At 66.4% G+C, this 16488-nt stretch carries 20 protein-coding genes; 7 read left to right on the top strand and 13 right to left on the bottom strand.

Annotated features, from left to right (window positions below):
- Nucleotides 1-69: 69 nt before the first annotated feature.
- Nucleotides 70-954: an NUDIX hydrolase gene (locus AC1RDS_RS00735; RefSeq protein ID WP_092700433.1), complete on the bottom strand. Its 885-nt coding sequence runs from the start codon at nt 952-954 to the stop codon at nt 70-72.
- A gap of 110 nt (nt 955-1064) precedes the next feature.
- Here AC1RDS_RS00735 and AC1RDS_RS00730 point away from each other — a divergent pair, with 110 nt between their 5' ends.
- Together AC1RDS_RS00730 and gshA are read left to right on the top strand one after the other, a co-directional pair.
- Entirely contained in the window at nt 1065-1973 is a 909-nt protein-coding gene (locus AC1RDS_RS00730; protein WP_092700437.1) for an SDR family NAD(P)-dependent oxidoreductase, read from the top strand.
- A gap of 70 nt (nt 1974-2043) precedes the next feature.
- Nucleotides 2044-3567, top strand: a complete 1524-nt coding sequence (gene gshA, locus AC1RDS_RS00725; RefSeq protein WP_092700440.1) for a glutamate--cysteine ligase — start codon at nt 2044-2046, stop codon at nt 3565-3567.
- 307 nt (nt 3568-3874) lie between these two features.
- Here the strand turns inward: gshA and AC1RDS_RS00720 are convergent, their stop codons facing one another.
- From AC1RDS_RS00720 to AC1RDS_RS00710, 3 genes are all read right to left on the bottom strand, one after another.
- Nucleotides 3875-4915 (bottom strand): WD40 repeat domain-containing protein, encoded by a 1041-nt coding sequence (locus AC1RDS_RS00720; RefSeq protein WP_139285394.1) that lies wholly within the window; start codon nt 4913-4915, stop codon nt 3875-3877.
- Between the two features lie 456 nt (nt 4916-5371).
- Nucleotides 5372-5599 (bottom strand): oxidoreductase-like domain-containing protein, encoded by a 228-nt coding sequence (locus AC1RDS_RS00715; RefSeq protein WP_167544076.1) that lies wholly within the window; start codon nt 5597-5599, stop codon nt 5372-5374.
- A gap of 14 nt (nt 5600-5613) precedes the next feature.
- Nucleotides 5614-5868, bottom strand: a complete 255-nt coding sequence (locus AC1RDS_RS00710) for a hypothetical protein (protein ID WP_092700444.1) — start codon at nt 5866-5868, stop codon at nt 5614-5616.
- 86 nt (nt 5869-5954) lie between these two features.
- Between AC1RDS_RS00710 and ylqF the strand changes: the two genes are divergently transcribed.
- The gene (ylqF, locus tag AC1RDS_RS00705; protein ID WP_092700447.1) at nt 5955-6905 is read left to right on the top strand and encodes a ribosome biogenesis GTPase YlqF; all 951 of its coding nucleotides are present in this window, start codon (nt 5955-5957) and stop codon (nt 6903-6905) included.
- Nucleotides 6906-6927: 22 nt separating this feature from the next.
- Here the strand turns inward: ylqF and AC1RDS_RS00700 are convergent, their stop codons facing one another.
- From AC1RDS_RS00700 to AC1RDS_RS00690, 3 genes are all read right to left on the bottom strand, one after another.
- The gene (locus AC1RDS_RS00700; RefSeq protein ID WP_167544077.1) at nt 6928-7071 is read right to left on the bottom strand and encodes a hypothetical protein; all 144 of its coding nucleotides are present in this window, start codon (nt 7069-7071) and stop codon (nt 6928-6930) included.
- A 153-nt stretch (nt 7072-7224) separates the two neighbouring features.
- Nucleotides 7225-7764, bottom strand: a complete 540-nt coding sequence (locus tag AC1RDS_RS00695; protein WP_092700450.1) for a DUF924 family protein — start codon at nt 7762-7764, stop codon at nt 7225-7227.
- A 107-nt stretch (nt 7765-7871) separates the two neighbouring features.
- On the bottom strand, nt 7872-8672 hold the full coding sequence (locus tag AC1RDS_RS00690; protein WP_425285672.1) for a pseudouridine synthase: 801 nt from the start codon (nt 8670-8672) through the stop codon (nt 7872-7874).
- A gap of 108 nt (nt 8673-8780) precedes the next feature.
- On the opposite strand from AC1RDS_RS00690, the gene AC1RDS_RS00685 reads away from it, so the two are divergent.
- Entirely contained in the window at nt 8781-9704 is a 924-nt protein-coding gene (locus AC1RDS_RS00685) for a DHH family phosphoesterase (RefSeq protein WP_092700453.1), read from the top strand.
- 13 nt (nt 9705-9717) lie between these two features.
- On the opposite strand, the gene AC1RDS_RS00680 is transcribed toward AC1RDS_RS00685, so the two are convergent.
- The 3 genes from AC1RDS_RS00680 to AC1RDS_RS00670 all read right to left on the bottom strand — a co-directional run bounded on the left by AC1RDS_RS00680 (nt 9718) and on the right by AC1RDS_RS00670 (nt 11656).
- Nucleotides 9718-10152 carry a thermonuclease family protein gene (locus AC1RDS_RS00680; RefSeq protein ID WP_244273733.1) on the bottom strand — a complete coding sequence of 145 codons (435 nt, stop codon included), beginning with the start codon at nt 10150-10152 and terminating at the stop codon, nt 9718-9720.
- 83 nt (nt 10153-10235) lie between these two features.
- Nucleotides 10236-10655 carry a VanZ family protein gene (locus tag AC1RDS_RS00675; protein WP_208859750.1) on the bottom strand — a complete coding sequence of 140 codons (420 nt, stop codon included), beginning with the start codon at nt 10653-10655 and terminating at the stop codon, nt 10236-10238.
- Entirely contained in the window at nt 10652-11656 is a 1005-nt protein-coding gene (locus AC1RDS_RS00670) for a ketopantoate reductase family protein (protein WP_431603928.1), read from the bottom strand. The genes AC1RDS_RS00675 and AC1RDS_RS00670 overlap by 4 nt, the downstream gene beginning before the upstream one ends.
- Nucleotides 11657-11872: 216 nt before the next feature.
- On the opposite strand from AC1RDS_RS00670, the gene AC1RDS_RS00665 reads away from it, so the two are divergent.
- Nucleotides 11873-12400, top strand: a complete 528-nt coding sequence (locus AC1RDS_RS00665) for a DUF2242 domain-containing protein (protein WP_092700494.1) — start codon at nt 11873-11875, stop codon at nt 12398-12400.
- A 207-nt stretch (nt 12401-12607) separates the two neighbouring features.
- On the opposite strand, the gene AC1RDS_RS00660 is transcribed toward AC1RDS_RS00665, so the two are convergent.
- Nucleotides 12608-13144, bottom strand: a complete 537-nt coding sequence (locus AC1RDS_RS00660; protein WP_092700460.1) for a pseudouridine synthase — start codon at nt 13142-13144, stop codon at nt 12608-12610.
- Between the two features lie 258 nt (nt 13145-13402).
- Here AC1RDS_RS00660 and gltS point away from each other — a divergent pair, with 258 nt between their 5' ends.
- A complete protein-coding gene (gltS, locus tag AC1RDS_RS00655) occupies nt 13403-14599 on the top strand; it encodes a sodium/glutamate symporter (RefSeq protein WP_092700463.1) in 1197 nt (398 codons plus the stop codon).
- 79 nt (nt 14600-14678) lie between these two features.
- Here gltS and AC1RDS_RS00650 read toward each other — a convergent pair whose 3' ends face one another.
- A complete protein-coding gene (locus AC1RDS_RS00650; RefSeq protein WP_244273734.1) occupies nt 14679-15608 on the bottom strand; it encodes a M23 family metallopeptidase in 930 nt (309 codons plus the stop codon).
- A 330-nt stretch (nt 15609-15938) separates the two neighbouring features.
- A complete protein-coding gene (locus AC1RDS_RS00645; protein ID WP_348704880.1) occupies nt 15939-16079 on the bottom strand; it encodes a phage virion morphogenesis protein in 141 nt (46 codons plus the stop codon).
- On the opposite strand from AC1RDS_RS00645, the gene AC1RDS_RS00640 reads away from it, so the two are divergent.
- Entirely contained in the window at nt 16073-16204 is a 132-nt protein-coding gene (locus AC1RDS_RS00640) for a hypothetical protein (RefSeq protein ID WP_280140387.1), read from the top strand. The genes AC1RDS_RS00645 and AC1RDS_RS00640 overlap by 7 nt on opposite strands.
- The last annotated feature ends 284 nt before the right edge of the window (nt 16205-16488 follow it).

The raw sequence follows: 16488 nt of genomic DNA, 5'->3' as shown, positions 1-16488 counted from the left end.
GCTACTGCGCCTATGGAATCAGCTATGAATTCAATGGCTTGACCTGCGCCACTGGAGCATTTTCGCGCGTCAGTCAAACAGCGCGTCAAAGCCCGCTTCGGGGGTGAAGCGGCGCTCGCGGTAGTGCAGCCGCGTGGGGCCGGGCAGGGCGCGCTCGCGCACCGGGTGCATGGCATCGCCGGGGTAGCAGAGCACGCGCACGCCGTCGTGGTCAAACGGCTCGGGCAGGATGAGCGGCGGGCGCTGGCTGCGTGCGGCGCTCAGCACGCTGGCCACGCTGGCGTGGCGCGCCAGATGGGCCAGGCTCATGATCTGCGGCGGGGCCAGGTCGATGGCGCCGTCGCGGTATTGCTCCAGCGCCTTGCGCGGTGCCAGCCACACGCTGTCGGTGGTTTCCTCGTCATCGTGCCGTGCAGTCTGGCCGGCGGGCGCCTGGGCGACAAAAAAACGGGTGTCAAAGCGGCGCGTGCCCATGGTGGGTGCCAGCGGCGTGATCCAGCGCGACCAGGGCGCGAGATGGCGCGTCTGCAGGCGCAGCCGCAGTGCGGCCAGCACCTGGGCAAAAGGCTGGCCCGCGCGCAGCAGCGCACGCGCCTGGTCGGCATCCAGGGGGGCTCCGGCATCCAGCGGCTCGGCCAGCAGCAGGCCACATTCCTCCAGCGCCTCGCGCAGCGCGGCCACGTACAGGCCGGCGGCGATGGGGCCGTCGGTGTCGGGTTCGTTCAGACTGGCATGCAAGGTGGCGTGCGGCTGGTCGAGGTGGGTGGCTGCATCGAGGGTGGAGTCCTCGGCATCCAGCTTGCCTCCAGGAAACACATAGATCCCCGCCATGTTCGATGCCTTGGCGTGGCGGCGCAGCAGCAGCACTTCGGGGCCGGTGTCGGCCTCGCGCAGCAGCACCACGGTGGCGGCGGCGCGGGGAGTTTCGGAATCAACGGATGCGGCAGGCTGCATGGGGGCTTTCAGTGGACCTGGCAGTCACGGGCCGGACTGGCGGGCGGGGCGTTGTGGCGTAGAGTGCAACCCTATTTTGCACATTCACAGCACAGAGGAGTCATTGCAGCATGGCGATCGAATTCAAGGGCCGCGTGGCTATCGTGACGGGCGCAGGCGGTGGCCTGGGCCGCCAGCATGCGCTGGAACTGGCGGCGCGCGGCGCCAAGGTGCTGGTCAACGACCTGGGCAGCGGCGTGCACGGCGAGGGCGGCTCGGTCAGTCCGGCCCAGGCGGTGGTCGATGAAATCCGCGCCGCCGGCGGCGAGGCGCTGGCCAATGGTGCCTCGGTCACCGACTTTGCCGCCGTGCAGGCCATGGTGCAGCAGGCCATCGACGCCTGGGGCCGGGTGGACATTCTGGTGAACAACGCCGGCATCCTGCGCGACAAGAGCTTTGCCAAGATGGACATGGCGGACTTCCGCCTGGTGATGGATGTGCACCTGATGGGCGCCGCCCATTGCTGCAAGGCAGTGTGGCCGCACATGGTGGCGCAGGGCTATGGCCGCATCGTCATGACCACCTCGTCCACGGGCCTGTATGGCAACTTCGGCCAGGCCAACTACGGCGCGGCCAAGCTGGCGCAGGTGGGCCTGATGCAGACGCTGGCCATCGAGGGGGCCAAGCACCACATCCATGTCAACGCCCTGGCACCCACGGCCGCCACCCGCATGACCGAGGGCCTGATGCCCGAAGAGGTGCTGGCCGTGCTCAAGCCCGAGGCCGTGGTGCCCGCCATGCTGGTGCTGGCGCATGAATCGGCGCCCACGCGCACCATCCTGTGCGCGGGCGCGGGCACCTTCGAGGCGGCGCACATCACGCTCACGCAGGGCATCCACTTGGGGCTGGGCGCCGATGTGCCCGAGCAACTGGCCGCGCGCCTGGCCGAGGCGACCGACCGCACCGGCGAGCAGATACCACAAAGCGGCGCCGCCCAGGGCAGCAACGAAGTGGGCAAGGCCCTGGCCGCAAGGGCTTGATCGGGCGGCAGGCGGTCGGCGCGGCGCCGTGCTAAGTTCCGGGCCGACCCCGAAAATCGGTAACCAAGATATGAGCACCTTGCAGCAACACATCACCGCCTGTCCCCCCGAGGCCCTGGCCGGCATCCGCCGTGGCATCGAAAAAGAGGGTCTGCGCGTGCTGCCCACGGGTGAGCTGGCCCTCACGCCGCACCCGGCGGCGCTGGGCTCGGCGCTCACCCACCCCCACATCACCACCGACTACAGCGAGTCGCAGATCGAGCTGGTCACGGGCGCCCACCGGGGCGTGCAGCAGTGCCTGGATGAACTCACCGAGATCCACCAGTTCGCCCTGCGCGTGCTGCACGAGCAGGGCGACGAGATGCTGTGGGCGTCGAGCATGCCCTGCCGCCTGCCCACCGACGAGACCATTCCGCTGGCGCGCTATGGCAGCTCCAACGTGGGGCGCGCCAAAAGCGTGTACCGCATGGGCCTGGGCCACCGCTATGGCCGGCGCATGCAGACCATTTGCGGCATCCACTACAACTGGTCGATGCCCGGTGTGACGAGCGAACAGTATTTCGCGCTGATCCGCAATTTCCGCCGCCATGCCTTCGTGCTGCTGTACCTGTTTGGCGCCTCGCCCGCGCTGTGCCCCTGCTTTGCGCAGGGGCGCCCGCACGCCATGCAGCGCCTGAGCGAACAGGCGCTGTACCTGCCGCACGCCACCTCGCTGCGCATGGGCCGCCTGGGCTACCAGAGCGACGCGCAGGCCACGCTGGCCGTGAGCTACAACGGCCTCCGTGGCTATGCCGACTCGCTGCACGAGGCGCTGACCAAGCCTTACCCCGCCTACGAGGCCGTGGGCATCGTCAACCCGGGGGGCGACTACAACCAGCTGGGCACCAGCCTGCTGCAGATCGAAAACGAGTTCTACGGCACCATCCGCCCCAAGCGCGTGATCCAGCCCGGCGAGCGCCCGCTGCATGCGCTGCGCGAGCGCGGCGTCGAATATGTCGAGGTGCGCCTGATGGACCTGGACCCGTTCGTGCCGGTGGGCATCACGGCCGAAACCATGCGGCTGCTCGATGTGTTCCTGCTGCACTGCCTGCTGTCCGACAGCCCGCCCGACACGCCGCAAGAGATCACCGAGCTCAAGCACAACCAGCACCTCACGGCCGCGCGCGGCCGCGAACCGGGCCTGTGCCTGGTGCGCAACGGGCGCAGCGTGCCGCTGGTGGACTGGGCCGCCCAGGTGCTGCAAGAGTGCGCGCCGCTGGCCGCCGCGCTGGATGCCACGCACCACAGCAGCGACTACAGCGCCGCGCTGGCCAGCGCCCGCGCCACCTTGGCTCATCCGGAGCAGACACCCTCGGCCCGCGTGCTCGAACGCATGGCGCAAGCGCACGGCAACAGCTTCACCGGCTTCAGCACCCAGCAGTCCGTCCTGGCGCGCGATGCGCTGCTGGCCTTGCCCTGGAGCGCTGCCCAGCAGGCACGTTTTGCCGCACTGGCCGACGAATCCATGGCGGCACAAAAGGCCATCGAGGCAGCCGACACGCTGCCGTTTGAAGAATGGCGCCAGCACTACATGGCGGCGCAGGGGCTGGGCTGATCTGCCGGTCGAACCCTCGCTCTGTTCATTGGGGGGCTACCAGGAATACCGGATTCGCGAGATGCCGCAGGCTTCCTGTACTTTTTTTCGCGTGGGCTTGGTTCTTCGATCGGTTCAGAACATGCCGGGCCCAGGGTGCATGGCTTCAGGCATGGGTCATGTACGAAACAGGGCGCTCTTGGGCATCCCCTCTGATTTTTGTGGGCCAGGCCATGGCCTGGCGCTGCCGCCACTACAGGCGGGCAGCTTGCGACCCATACCAGCCCTAAATTTTCCAGAGGAGCAGACCGACATCGAAATGCTCCATTTAGTTGCGAGGTAGTTGCTGCCCCGTGACGCTATCTCGAATCTGAGGGGCACCTGGGCCGCCAGTGGTGAAAGTCCGACCATCCGGCGAGATCGCGACGTCGCAACCCAAGTCTCGCACGGTCGTTGTCGTGCCGCTATCAAGATCAGTTACGAACATTAGAAAAGCTGGCGCGAGTGTTCCTATGCAATCCGGGCACATCATCAGGTTTGCCGATGATGCGAGATAACGCCCGTCCGCGGAAAATGCTACCTGCGATCCGCAATGAGGAGGAATGGTCCGAGCAGCTTTGGCAAACTTGGATTCAGATCCACCGATAAGAGGTGGCGCGCCTAGAGTCGGAGCCCCGACAATCTGAAAACCTCGAATTGTGCCAAGCAGCCACAGCAGTAGTCCGCCACCTTGTGCTTTATCAAATGTCCCGGCCGCACTGGTTGCGGCAGCAACTGGTAAATCGGATTTCTCGAAGCCCCCCGCCAGACTACGCTGCCAGAGTCGCAAATCGTATCCGCCCGCCGTGCTCGCAAATATTCCGCCTTGTCGCTGGAAAGCCAGGCCGGTAACCGGTGCTTCATGTACTTTTGAGCTGTACAACAGAACGAGTTTTGTTGCATCAAATATCGCAATCTCTCCAGTGGAAAGCCCCACGACCAAAACCGATCCGTCTGGAGACATAGCAGTGGCCGTAGCCTTGGCGCCAAGTGGTAACTGGACCCTGCTTGCCTGTCCGGTATTCTTCATGGGCCGCAAGAGCAAATCCGGCCCGGCGCTGATAAGCACTTGTCCATCAGAAGAAAAGATGAGATCGACAATTTGCCCCCCGGCCGGCGAATGGTATTTCTCCATACCTGAGGCGACGTCCCACACAACAACATTGCCCGAAATGGCACCCACTGCCAGTAGGCTTCCGTCCGGCGAGAACGTGAGTGGTATTGGGCGATAGACCGACGCAATCACATCAAGGTAGCTCCGTCGAATAGGTGTCTTATCAACTTCCCGGGTCAAAAGTCGCCTGAATAACAACGGTTGCGCGTCGAACAAGGCTACCTCTCCTTCGTTCGTGGCGGCAGCGATAGTCCGGCCGTCGGGCGAGAACGCTGTCGAAACGACGTATCCCAAAGGTTGATCGCGCCCTGGAGTAGAAGCGCAACCAGACAGCAACACTGCGAGGAGCAATCCCGTCAGTGCCCGACTAATCATTTTCAGCATGGGTGGCATCATCACGCCTCCTCAAGATCACGATCTCGACAGATTAACCCTTTAGCCATTCGCCATGGCTGCTTTCGGCACAACTGGCCAATGACCGGTAGTGACCGACAGCAGCCGGCCAGATACAGCCCCGTTGATCGTGCGATGACCAATGAAGCGGCCACATGGAAGCAACGGTCTGGCTGCGAGCCATCAGACCCGCTGGACATCCCCATGGGTATCGGGAGCTTGTTGTTGTGAAAAAATGATAGCTGCTTGCGCTTATTCAGAAAGCGCTGCAGGCCTATTTCATGCGAAATTTACAGGATCAATCTGCAGCAGCGCCTCTTGCCTCCAGTATTCGGCCGCATCGAGGTAGCCCTCCCACACGCAGCCATTGCAGCCGCGTCCGCAGCAGGTGGTGGGCTCGGTCGGAGGCTCGCGCAGCGCCAGGCCCTGGGCACGGGCCTGCTGCTGCAGCACTTCGAACATGGCGCGGGCCGAGGGGGCGTCGGTGGCGCGGGCGGGTTCCAGCATCCGCAGGGCCGCCGTCACTGCCGGTCGCGTGCCTTGGCCGCCGCTGCGCGGCGCATGGCATAGCGCACCAGGAACGCGCCGCCCAGCACCAGCGCAAACCAGCCCACCAGTGCCGACTGCGCCATGATGTCCTGCACGCCGGGCGACCGCGCCACATAGGGCGCGATCAGCACCACCAGGCCGATCAGTGCGCAAGTGACCCCCTTGAACAAAAGCTCTTTGTCTGCCTTGTCGGCGGGGCTGGCGGGGCGGCGGGATGGTGCGGGCATGGCAGGCGTGGAACGTGAGGAGACGGGACGCGATTATCCTTGCCTCCCTCAGCCCGCACCCAAACTACAAGAAAGTACCCCCTCGCATGGCCATCCAGTGGTTCCCCGGTCACATGCACCTGACCCGAAAAGCCATCACCGAACGCATCAAGGACATTGATGTGGTGATCGAGGTGCTGGACGCGCGCCTGCCCGGCTCCAGCGCCAACCCGCTGCTGGCCGAACTCACGGGCCACAAACCCACGCTCAAGGTGCTCAACAAGCAGGACGTGGCCGACCCCGAGCGCACCGCGCTGTGGCTGGACTGGTACAACGCGCTGCCCGACACGCGCGCCGTGCCGCTTGATGCATCCGACCCGGCGCCCGCGCGCAAGCTCATCGACGCCTGCCACCTGCTGGCCCCCGGCCGGGGCGGCATGGCCAAGCCCATGCGTGTGCTGATCTGCGGCGTGCCCAACGTGGGCAAGTCCACGCTCATCAACACACTCACCAGCAAGCGCCAGGCCAAGACCGGCGACGAGGCCGGCATCACCAAGCTGGAGCAGCGCATCACGCTGGCCGACGATTTCTACCTTTGGGACACGCCCGGCATGCTCTGGCCGCGCATCAGCGTGGTCGAGAGCGGCTACAACCTGGCCGCCAGCGGCGCCGTTGGCCGCAATGCCTACGACGAGGAACTGGTGGCGCTGGAGCTGCTGCGCCGCCTGCAGAAAAACTATGCCCCGCTGCTGGAGGTCCGCTACAGGCTGGGCCTGCCTGCGGGCGTGGTGGCCGGGATGCACGACGAGGAACTGCTCGAAGCCATTGGCAGAAAACGCGGCGCCATGCTGGGCGGCGGGCGCGTCAACCTGCAAAAAACCGCCGAGATCGTGATGACGGACTTTCGCACCGCCATTCTGGGGCGCATCACGCTGGAAACGCCGGCCGAATTCGAGGCCTGGCGGGCCGCCGCCGCCCTGTTGGAGGCCGAGCGCGAGGCCAGGAAGCAGGCACGGGAAAACCGCAAGAAAAAGGGCAGCGGCACCCGCCAGCCCTGATCAGCCGCCCGCCTGCGGTCGCCTATTTGTTCTTGTCCTTGCCGCGGGGAATGACCGCCGTGACCGGCGGCATGGGGCGGTCGGAACCGTGGCCCTCCTTGGGGGGCGATGTGTCTTTCTTCGGCTTTTTTGCCATCTTGTTGTTGTGCATTTGTCCTTTGGCCATGAATCCTCCTGGGCGGGTCTCGGGATGGGACCACTCGGGGTGATGGTACGTCACAAAACGGCAGGGCCTGCCTGTGCCGGGGCGGCCGCTGGTGGGCCTTGGGAGTGGGACTCGGTGCGGTTCACGCGCCGGTCGTGACGGTGCGGCGCCCGCTCAGAACGACGAGCCGGGCTGGGCCAGAAACGCCAGCTCGCCGGGCGTGGATACGCGCCCCAGCGCGGCGTTGCGGTGCGGGTAGCGGCCAAAGCGCGCAATGATGTCGCGGTGCGCCACTTCGAAGCGCAGGTTGGACTCCAGCCCTGGCTGGTTAAACAGCACCATGGCCTGGGCGTGGATGGCGCTGGATTCGCTGTGCATGTAGGGCAGGTAGGCAAAGGCGCGCTGCGCCGGCGGCAGGGCTGCATCATGGCCGCCGGCCACCAGCTCCTGGGCCAGCACCAGGGCCTGGGCATCCTGTGCAAACGCCAGCGGCGTGCCGCGATGGATGTTGCGCGAGAACTGGTCGAGCACCACGATCTCGGCCAGGCGGCCTTGCGGCGTGGCGCGCCACCGCCACAGCTCACAGCGCTGCGCCGCCTCCCAGGTGGGGCCGAAGCGCACGCGGATCATGGCGTCGATGGCGTCTTCCTGGGCAAAGTGCTGCGCCGGCGAGAGTTCTTCGAACCAGAAATGGAGGATGTCTTCGGCTTGCATGGGGCAGGAGTTCAAATGGGCTTGTAACGCTGGATGATAAAGCGCTACGTGCTCTTAAAGATGTAGCGATAGATTGAGGGCGCTCCAGGCCGGCCTGCGCAGCCAGGCTAGCGTGCGCCGCTTGACGGCTCCCACGGCAGGCGTGCCAGCAGGCGTTGCCAGTCGGTGGTGGGAGAGTCATCGCAGTGCGCTGGCTCCGCAGGGGTGGCATCCCAGGCTGCGCCGGGCTGGTTTCCTGCGGGCCATTGCAGGCCGCTGTCCAACGCCAGGGCCACGCCCGTCACCGGGTGGGGCACCGTGAGCTGCCAGGCATGCAGCCACAGCCTTTGTTGGCCCAGCCGCTCGGCCCACCAGCGGTTGAGCGGGCCCTTGCCGTGGGTGGCATCGCCGATGATCGGGTGCGCCAGGTGCTTGAGGTGGCGGCGGATCTGGTGGCGCCTGCCGGTGGTGGGCACCGCCTCCACCAGCGAGGCGCGGGTGCTGGCAAAGCGTGCGTCGCTGGCCTCGGGCAGCGTGAGCTGCGCCAGGCGGCGAAAACGGGTGTGTGCGTCCTGCACGGCGGCATCCGAAGGGGCGTCGTCGGGCTTGAGCGCATGGTCCACCTCGATGGCGTCAGGTGCCCAGCCGCGCACCAGGGCCAGGTAGCGCTTGGTGGTGGCACCGTGCTCGAAGGCCTGCGACAGCGCGCGGGCCGCATCGCTGTGCAGCGCCATCACCAGCACGCCGCAGGTGCCCTTGTCGAGCCGGTGCACGGGGTACACATGCTGGCCCAGCTGGTCGCGCAGGGTCTGCATCACAAAGCGTGTCTCGCCCGCGTCCAGCCCCGTGCGGTGCACCAGCCAGCCCGCGGGCTTGTAGACGGCCACCAGGTGCGCGTCGCGCCAGAGAATGTGCAAGAGGGGCGTCATGGGGATTGTCATGGTGGCAAGGCTGTGGCTGGGCATTGTGCTGCCTGCGTGGCGTGCATTCGGGTCATGGCGCTTTCGCCATGCACGCACGCGACAATCGCAGGCACCATGAAAACCATTCTCCCTCTGCAACTGCTGGTTGCCCCCGACAAGAACGACCCCGCTCCCCTGGTCCTGTACCACGGCCGCAATTGCCCCGATGGCTTTGGCGCCGCACTGGCCGCATGGCTGTACTACGGCGACAGCGCTGAATACCTGGGGCTGGACCATGGCGACGTGAAGACGGTGGACGACCTGCCCGCCGTGGCCGGCCGCGCCGTGTACATCCTCGATTTTTCGTTCGCGGCCGACATCCTGCAGGCCATCGAAGAGCGTGCCGCCAAGCTGGTGATGCTGGACCACCACAAAAGCGCCGCCGAAAAACTCACCGGCTTTGCCTGCCGCTGCGGCGTGGTGCACTTTGACATGCACAAGTCGGGCGCGCGCCTGGCGTGGGAGTTCTTCCACCCCGGCCAGCCCGTGCCGGAGCTGCTGAAATACATCGAGGACCGCGACATCTGGAAATGGGAGTTCCCCGAAAGCGCGGCCTTTCTGTCGGCCCTCGACATGGAGCCCCAGAGCTTTGCGCGCTGGCGCGAGATTGCTGCCTTCACCCCCGACCAGGTCGCGGCCTTCATGGCGCGGGGCGCGGCCATGGATGAAAAATACCGCAAGCTCGCCGCTGACCTGGCCGAGGGCGCGCAGTCCCTGGTGTTCAACGGCATCGAGGGCCTGATGGTCAACGCGCCCGGCATGTTCCACAGCCTGGTGGGCGACATGCTGTCGGCCAAGACGGGTACCTTTGCGCTGATGTGGAGCGCGGGCGCCAAGGGCGTGAAGGTGGGGTTGCGTGCGCAGCGCAATTTCGACTGCATTGCGCTGGCCGAAAGCATGGGCGGCGGCGGCCATGCGCAGGCCTGCGGCTTCAAGATGGGGGCCGAGCGGCTCACCGAACTGCTCAGCGGCGTTTTCAATGCCCGGCCTGCCGCCTGAAACCCGCCTGCACTCAGCGCTGGTGCCGGTGGCGATAGGCCCACGGCGCCAGCGGGCGCGGCTGTGCCCACAGGCCCTTGCGGCTGGCGCGGGCCTGCTGCTGCAATGGCGCCAGGTGCGGGTGCTGGTCGGCATAGGGCGTGTACACCCACGCCAGGCCTGCGCTGACCTGCGCCGCTGCCACATCGGTGGTGCCGCAGCGCACGTTGGCCACGGTGCGGCCATAGGCATCGTGTGACAGGGCGTGCAGCGTGGCGCGCTGCCGAAAGCAGATCTGCGCCAGGTGCTGCCGTGACTTCTGGCCAAAGGCCTGCTTGCGCTCGGGGGCGTCGATGGCCGCGATGCGCACTTTCACCTGCTGGTAGGCGCCGGGTGTGCCGCAGCGGGCGGTGAGGGTATCGCCGTCGCTGATGGCGACGACCAGGCAGAGCAGGACAGAAACGGGCACGGGTACTGGGGATGGAGCAAATCAGGCCCATGGCGATGGGCGCGTGGCGGCCGGCGCAGGCAGTGCGCGCAGCGAGCAGGCGACTATAAACCCGTCGTACTGCCCCGTGGTGATGCCGCAGGCGGGGCCCTCCGGTGCCGGGAGCGCCATGCCAGCGCGCTTCCCGCCGCCAGGCCCACGGCGTCGGCCAGCCAGTCGCCCCATTCGCCATAGCGCCAGCCGGTGGCGGCCTGCGCCAGTTCGATGGCGCCGCCAAAAGCCAGCAAGCCCACGGCCAGGCGCCAGGGCCGGCGCGGATAGGCCAGCAGGCCCAGTGCGGCCAGCGCGGTAAATGCCAGGGCGTGCTGGGCCTTGTCCCACACGCTGAAGACCGGTGGCGGCAGGTAGGCAACGGGCATCAGCGACAGTACCGCAACGCACAGCGCCAGAGCCCAGAACCCCACCACCAGCCCCCGGTGCAGCCAGTGCGGTGCGTGTGCGAGGTGGCGTGCGACGGCCCTCATGCGGCACCGCCTTGCGCGGCGGGCAGGTTTTTTTCCAGCAGCCGCACCAGCGTGTGCAGCAGCCGGTTGACGGGCGTGGCAATGCCCAGCGCCTCGCCCCGGTGCACGATGAAGCCGTTGAGGTGGTCGATCTCGCTGCGCTTGCCGCGCGCCAGGTCCTGCGCGGTGGAGGACATCTGCGCGGGCATGGTGGCTGCGAGACGCAGTACGGCATCCAGGGTGTCTGCAGGCAGTGCGATGCCGCTGGCCTGCGCCACCTGGCGGCATTCGTCCACGATGTCCTGCATCGCCTGGGGCACGGCCAGGCCGGGGCTGTTCATGATCTCGCCATAGGGCAGCCGGGTGATGGCCGACAAGGCGTTGTAGGCGCAGTTGAGCACCAGCTTGGCCCACAGTGCGCCGGCCACGTCGTCGGAAATCTGCACCGGCACACCCGCTGCCCCCAGGGTGGTGGCGATGTCCGCGCTGGTGGGCGAGGGGGCAATGACCAGCTCGCCGCGCCCATGGTGGCGCACATGGCCGGGGCCGGCCATTTCGGTGGCCACGTACACCACGGCCGGGATGACGGGGCGCCCGATCACGGCCTGCAGGCGCTCGGCGTTGTCCACGCCGTTTTGCAGGCTGAGCACCACCGCGCCCTCGGCCAGGTGCGGGGCCAGCGCGCGGCCCGCGCTTTCGGTGTCGGTGGACTTGACGCACACCAGCACCCACTGCGCGCCGCGCACGGCGCTGGCATCGGTGCCGGCCGCCACGCGCACCCGCTGCGCAAAGGCCTGCGTTTCGAGCAGCAGGCCCTGGGCGTTCACGGCCTCGGCGTGGTGCGCGCGGGCAATCAAGGTGACCTCATGGCCTGCGCGCGCCAGCATGCCACCGTAGTAGCAGCCCACGGCGCCCGCGCCCATTACCGCAATCTTCATGGAACCCCCTCTGTCTGAGGCCCGGCGGGCGCTGGTGGCGGCATCTTGCGACGCTGCACCAGCCCGCCCGGGCAAAATCGCCATTGTGCGATGCCATTGGCCCGGGCCCCGTTGCGGGGAACCAGAGCCCCGCTTTGCTGTCTGAACAGGCTTTGCGCAGCGGGGTGGCATGATTCATGGTTCCGCGATGCCCGAGACAATTTTCATCCCGAGGAGTGCCCGGTTTTGAGTCTGCCCTGGATGCCCCAACGCACCCTTTTTCACACTGCCGCCCATGTGCCCTTGGCGCGCTGGAGCCAGATGATTGCTCTGTGCCTTGTGGTCCTGTCGGCCCTGCTGGCCGGGTGCGCCGCACCGTCCAAGGTGTTCTCGCCGCAGGAAAGCTTTGATTCGGTGGCCACCTATTCGCGCCTGTTCGACGCCTCGCCCGCGCAGACCTGCGAGGCCGCCCGGCGCGCCCTGCTGAGCCAGGGCTACATCATCAACACCCATGTGGCCGAGATGGTGGAAGGCAAGAAGAACTTTCAGCCCGAGGCCGACGCCCACCTGCAGATGATGATCCGTGTGGTGTGCGTTCCAGAAAGCGCCCAGGGCAAGGTCAGCCTGGGGTTTGTGACCGCCGTGCAGGAGCAGTACACCCTCAAGAAGAGCAACAACTCTGCCAGCCTGGGCGTGGGGGGCGTGGGCTCGGTGTCGCTGCCGCTGCTGTCCAGCGACGAAGCCTTGGTCAAGGTGGGCAGTGAAACCATTGCCTCGGACACCTTCTACGACAGCTTTTTCGACCTCATCAAGCGCTACCTGGTCCTGGGCGAGCCCGCGATGGAATAGCGCGGCAAGGCCATATTGTTTTGATGGTGCGCTGCACCACCCGCGACCCATGAAACGGGCATGGCCCAGGCCAGGGCAGCCAAGCAAGGGCCGCCAAGCCGCTGCTGCGGCGCTTCGCTTGCGTGCGAGGGCCGCGTCCCCCTGCCCGCATTGCGCCGCAGTGCGAGAGCGGGGGAAGCGGCAAAGCCGCGCAGGGGGTGTATCACGTCAATCCGCCCAGGTTCCCGGCGCCAGCCCCTGCAGCGTGTAGGGTCCGATGGCCGCACGAATCAGCCGCAGCGTGGGGTGGCCTACGGCGGCCGTCATGCGGCGCACCTGGCGGTTGCGCCCCTCGCGGATGACGAGCTCGATCCACGCGGTGGGAATGGCCGTGCGCTCGCGGATGGGCGGGTTGCGCGCCCACACAGCCGGCGGTGGCTCCAGCAGGCGCGCCTTGGCGGGCAGGGTGGGGCCATCGTTGAGCCGCACCCCGCTGCGCAGTGCGGCCAGCGCGGCTTCATCCGGCACGCCCTCCACCTGCACCCAGTAGGTTTTCTCCATCTTGAAGCGCGGGTCGGCAATGCGGGCCTGTAGCTTGCCGTCGTCGGTGAGCAGCAGCAAGCCCTCGCTGTCGGCATCCAGCCGCCCGGCCACGTACACGCCGGGCAGGGCGATGTAGTCCTTGAGCCCCTGCCATTTGCCCTCGGCCGTGAACTGGCTCAGCACGCCATAGGGTTTGTTGAAACGGATCAGGCGGGCAGTCATGAACGGGGTTCTGTGGCGCGGTGGTGCAGTGGCGGGTGGTCGAGCATAGCGCGCTGCGCTGGTGCTGGCGCCACCAGGCCCGCAAGCCGCAGGCGGGTGGATTCGTCAGCGTCTGGTCGGATGGGAGGGCTGATTCTTGACGGGTAAAATCGCCACGTTGCGCTACTGTTGTTTGCGCCATTTGCTATTTAATCAGTAGCAAAATCATCTGGGCAAGTGTTGCCTGACCCCCCATCAAGGAATCCAGGACGCACCGCCATGGTCACCATTCAGCTCGATATCGCCCAGACCATCGGCATCGCCGCCGTGTTGCTGGTGGTCGGCGAGTTCGTCAAAAAGCGCGTGGACGTGCTCTCGCGTTACTTCATCCCCGGCCCCATCATCGGCGGGCTGGTGTTCTCGGTCATTGCGTTGATCGGGCACCAGACGGGCCTGTTCGCTTTCGAGTTTTACGACAACATGCGCGCGTTTTTGCTGCTGGTGTTTTTCACCACCATCGGCTTTTCAGCCAGTTTTGAGTTGCTCAAAAAAGGCGGCGTGGGTGTGGCGCTGTTTCTTGCAGCAGCGGTAGGGCTGGTGGTGCTGCAGAACCTGCTGGGCGCCGGGCTGGCTGCAGTGCTAGGCGTGCATCCGCTGATTGGTGTGGCGGCGGGGTCCATCTCGCTCACGGGCGGGCATGGCACGTCCGCCGCGTTTGGCCCGCTTCTGGAGCAGGCCGGTGCCGCTGGCGCGCTGCCCGCCGCCATTGCGGCGGCCACCTATGGCCTGGTATCTGGCTGCGTGATTGGTGGCCCGCTGGGCACCCTGCTCATGCGCCGCAATGGTCTGCGCCCCGCCGGATCCGCCGCGGGCGCAGCACCTGCGGTGTCCATGCTGCCAACGTCCGCCTCTGCATCCACCGGCGACACGGTGATGTACGCCAGCATCCTGATCACCGTGTGCATCGGGGCGGGTACGTTGCTGGTCAACTGGCTCAAGGGCATGGGCATCACGCTGCCCTCGTACCTGGGGCCCATGCTGGTGGCGGCTGTGGTACGCAACATCATTGACTGGCGCCAGACCGAGCTGCCGCTGCGCCAGTTCGAGGTGGTGGGCAATGTCTCGCTGGCGTTCTTTCTGGCCATGGCGCTCATGTCGATGAAACTGTGGGAGCTGGCCGAGGTGGCCGGGCCGCTGCTGGTGATCCTGCTGGCGCAGACCGTGCTGATGTTTGCGTATGCCTACTTCGTCACCTTCCGCATGGTGGGGGGCGACTACGACGCTGCCGTCATCGCCGCTGGCCACTGCGGCTTTGGCATGGGCGCCACACCCAATGCCATGGCCAACATGCAGGCGTTCACCGCAGTCAATGGCCCGTCGGTGAAGGCGTTTTTTGTGATCCCGCTGGTGGGCTCGCTGTTCATCGACTTCTTCAACGCGGTGATCATCACCGGCTTCATGAACTACTTGAAGTAGCCCGCCGAGGCGCTGCGCGGCGTGGCGGGCTGCTGTTGTTCATGGCACTGCGCGCCACCCACCGCCGTGAATGCTGAAATCACGCGGGAATGAACAGTGACGGGTCCACCATGGTGCGGTTGAGCATCACGCCCCAGTGCAGGTGCGGGCCGGTTACTCGGCCGGTGGCGCCCACCTTGCAAAACGCCTCGCCCGCCTGCAGCACATCGCCCAGGTGCACGTCCATGCTGCTCAGGTGGCAGTACATGGTCAGCAAGCCCTGGCCGTGGTCCAGCCATACGGTGCCGCCGTTGAAGAAATAGTCGCCCACGTCAATCACCCGGCCCGGCAGTGGCGCCACGATGGGCGTGCCCGTGGCGGCGGCAATGTCCATGCCGCTGTGCGGATTGCGCGGCTGGCCGTTGAACACGCGCCGCAGCCCGAACGAGCTGGAGCGCCGCCCCGGGACCGGCACCCGCATGCGCAGCGAGGGCAGATTGCCGTCCGCTGGCATGCTCCAGGTTGCCATCACCTGCGCCTGGTGGTCGCGTTCGCGTTCGTAGCGGGCCTGGTCCTGGGGCGACAGGTCCACCGTGCGCGGTGGCACCTTGAGGTGCTGCTCCTGGTACTGCTTGGGTGCCACGGTGTAGGGCACCTGCCGCACCTGCCGCACCTCCCGCGCACTGCCGCCATCGGCCTGCACGACGCTGATGTACGCATCGCCCGGCGCTGCCGCCAGCGGTATGCCCACCACACCCGTCCACTCGATGGCATCGCCCACCACCAGCACCGGCACATCGGCATCGCCCTGGCGCACCTGCGCCACCGGCCGCGTGGCCGCCGGGCCCAGCGACAGGCGCGCCACGCCACCGGGCACCTGCAGCGCCTGTGGCCACATGCTGGGGGGCACGGGCTGCGGCCTGGCATCGCGGCCCAGGGCGGGCAGCGCAAGCAGGCCGCCCGCGCCCAGCAGGGCAGCGCGGCGGGTGAGCAGGTGGGGGACGGTGGGGTGAAAGGCAGGGGTGGACACGGTGGTGGCAGATATTCGTTGAGGGGAGTTCAGATAACGAGAGAGTGGGCGGCGCGATAAATCGGGATTTTCGGGGCTATCGCGGGATTGAGTGGGATGGGGCCTTGAAAATCTCTCTCCCAACATGAAAACCAGCGCCAAAGTAGAAAAAGCGCCGTTTTGGGCGCTTTTTGCATTTTGCTGCAGCTAGTTCCCCAGGTCGTTCAACCATACGCCAAGGATGTCCAGCACCGCCGCTTCATCGTCGGGGCTCAGTGCGCCTGCATCAGGATCGGCAAACAGCAACCTGCGCCGTGGAATGTGCTTGGTGCCCCACTCGTGGAACGCCGCCTAGGGCTGGCCGAAGCCAACGCGCGCACTGGTGGTGTTGGCCTGGTGGTTCAGGCTGGCGAGGATGTCGCCGTAGTGATCCAGCAAGCGGCGGTTGCCGTCTTCCAAGTAGCCGTCCACGGTGGACTGCGCCCATGGCACGCACCCACACCGCCACCAGCAAGGTCAGCGTGATGCGGAGTCAGCCGCAAAGGCGCGGAGTTTTGATGCGGGTCGAACGCGTAGGTGTGGGCGTGGTCATGCTGCAACTCCTGTTCATTTGTTGATGTTGAAAAGGCAGAAGGCATTGCTGCTGACCTGCGACCACACGGGGCGCACCGCGCACGCACCAAACCCCAAGTGTGCCAGCGATGCACGCGCCGTTGAAAAGCGTGCGCAGCTGCCGCACCGTGCGGTGCTCGAGCTGTTCAGGGGGAGGGTTTCAATTGTCATGCACGGCCCTGTACCGTGCGCGCGCGGGGTGCGCTAAATGGAGCACGCCATTGTTTGAATTACGAGATGAAGTCTGCAGCTACACGCCGATACCAGGCCGGTAGTGCCACATGATCAG

The sequence above is a fragment of the Acidovorax sp. GW823-FHT02H02 genome, assembly GCF_058797075.1.
Note: the sequence above shows the minus strand (reverse complement) of the source record. Positions and strands in the feature narration are given on the sequence as shown.

What these genes read in the sequence shown, in the direction of transcription:
- AC1RDS_RS00730 (WP_092700437.1), top strand. Translation starts at nt 1,065, where the DNA reads ATGGCGATCGAATTCAAGGGCCGCGTGGCTATCGTGACGGGCGCAGGC.
- AC1RDS_RS00660 (WP_092700460.1), bottom strand. Translation starts at nt 13,144, where the DNA reads ATGACTGCCCGCCTGATCCGTTTCAACAAACCCTATGGCGTGCTGAGC.
- AC1RDS_RS00640 (WP_280140387.1), top strand. Translation starts at nt 16,073, where the DNA reads ATGGCACGCACCCACACCGCCACCAGCAAGGTCAGCGTGATGCGGAGT.
- AC1RDS_RS00665 (WP_092700494.1), top strand. Translation starts at nt 11,873, where the DNA reads ATGATTGCTCTGTGCCTTGTGGTCCTGTCGGCCCTGCTGGCCGGGTGC.
- AC1RDS_RS00695 (WP_092700450.1), bottom strand. Translation starts at nt 7,764, where the DNA reads ATGCAAGCCGAAGACATCCTCCATTTCTGGTTCGAAGAACTCTCGCCG.
- AC1RDS_RS00675 (WP_208859750.1), bottom strand. Translation starts at nt 10,655, where the DNA reads ATGAGGGCCGTCGCACGCCACCTCGCACACGCACCGCACTGGCTGCAC.
- gltS (WP_092700463.1), top strand. Translation starts at nt 13,403, where the DNA reads ATGGTCACCATTCAGCTCGATATCGCCCAGACCATCGGCATCGCCGCC.
- gshA (WP_092700440.1), top strand. Translation starts at nt 2,044, where the DNA reads ATGAGCACCTTGCAGCAACACATCACCGCCTGTCCCCCCGAGGCCCTG.
- AC1RDS_RS00710 (WP_092700444.1), bottom strand. Translation starts at nt 5,868, where the DNA reads ATGCCCGCACCATCCCGCCGCCCCGCCAGCCCCGCCGACAAGGCAGAC.
- AC1RDS_RS00670 (WP_431603928.1), bottom strand. Translation starts at nt 11,656, where the DNA reads ATGGCGATTTTGCCCGGGCGGGCTGGTGCAGCGTCGCAAGATGCCGCC.
- AC1RDS_RS00690 (WP_425285672.1), bottom strand. Translation starts at nt 8,672, where the DNA reads ATGACGCCCCTCTTGCACATTCTCTGGCGCGACGCGCACCTGGTGGCC.
- AC1RDS_RS00685 (WP_092700453.1), top strand. Translation starts at nt 8,781, where the DNA reads ATGAAAACCATTCTCCCTCTGCAACTGCTGGTTGCCCCCGACAAGAAC.
- AC1RDS_RS00700 (WP_167544077.1), bottom strand. Translation starts at nt 7,071, where the DNA reads ATGGCCAAAGGACAAATGCACAACAACAAGATGGCAAAAAAGCCGAAG.
- AC1RDS_RS00715 (WP_167544076.1), bottom strand. Translation starts at nt 5,599, where the DNA reads ATGCTGGAACCCGCCCGCGCCACCGACGCCCCCTCGGCCCGCGCCATG.
- ylqF (WP_092700447.1), top strand. Translation starts at nt 5,955, where the DNA reads ATGGCCATCCAGTGGTTCCCCGGTCACATGCACCTGACCCGAAAAGCC.
- AC1RDS_RS00735 (WP_092700433.1), bottom strand. Translation starts at nt 954, where the DNA reads ATGCAGCCTGCCGCATCCGTTGATTCCGAAACTCCCCGCGCCGCCGCC.